This window comes from Mesorhizobium sp. M7A.F.Ca.US.005.03.2.1, assembly GCF_003997795.1.
Classification (GTDB): domain Bacteria; phylum Pseudomonadota; class Alphaproteobacteria; order Rhizobiales; family Rhizobiaceae; genus Mesorhizobium; species Mesorhizobium ciceri.
Window position 1 is genome coordinate 1 of record NZ_RZRP01001536.1, and the last position, 573, is coordinate 573.

A 573-nucleotide genomic window follows, 5' to 3' on the forward strand; every position below is an offset into this window, starting at 1 on the left:
AATCGGCGAGTTCGGCGGCAAAGCGCGACAGCTGCGAGCCGTTGGTGGTCAGCGTCAGTTCTTCCAGCGCGCCGCTTTCGAGATGCCGCGACAGCGGGCGCACCAGATGCATGATGTTCTTGCGCACCAGCGGCTCACCGCCGGTCAGCCGCAATCGCCTGACGCCCTTTTCGATGAAAACCGTGCACAGCCGGTCGAGCTCTTCCAGCGACAGCAGGTCCTTCTTCGGCAGGAAGGCCATGTCCTCGGCCATGCAATAGGTGCAGCGGAAATCGCAGCGGTCGGTAACCGACACGCGGAGATAGCTGATCGTGCGACCGAAAGGATCAATCATGTCCATGCTTCAAGCGCTTCCCGTGGCCGTGAACGGCTTCGTTATATACCGCTATGTGATACGATCCGGCCTGCTGTTCAAGATAGCGCCTCTCGATCTTTGGTAACATCTCTCAGCCGACATCGCATGTCGGTCGGGCTCATCAGACCTTTTCCCGTTTGGCGAAGCGGCGTAGGGAAGGGCGGATGACACGGGATCGAAGAGCATGACAGAACCGAAAGAACTGAGGGTTGCCAAGG

General features: G+C 59.2%; 1 protein-coding gene. It reads right to left on the reverse strand.

Annotated features, from left to right (window positions below; genetic code table 11):
- Positions 1-340: radical SAM protein (locus EN991_RS38965; protein ID WP_127370672.1), on the reverse strand; the 340-nt coding region annotated here is incomplete at its 3' end.
- Positions 341-573 lie beyond the last annotated feature (233 nt).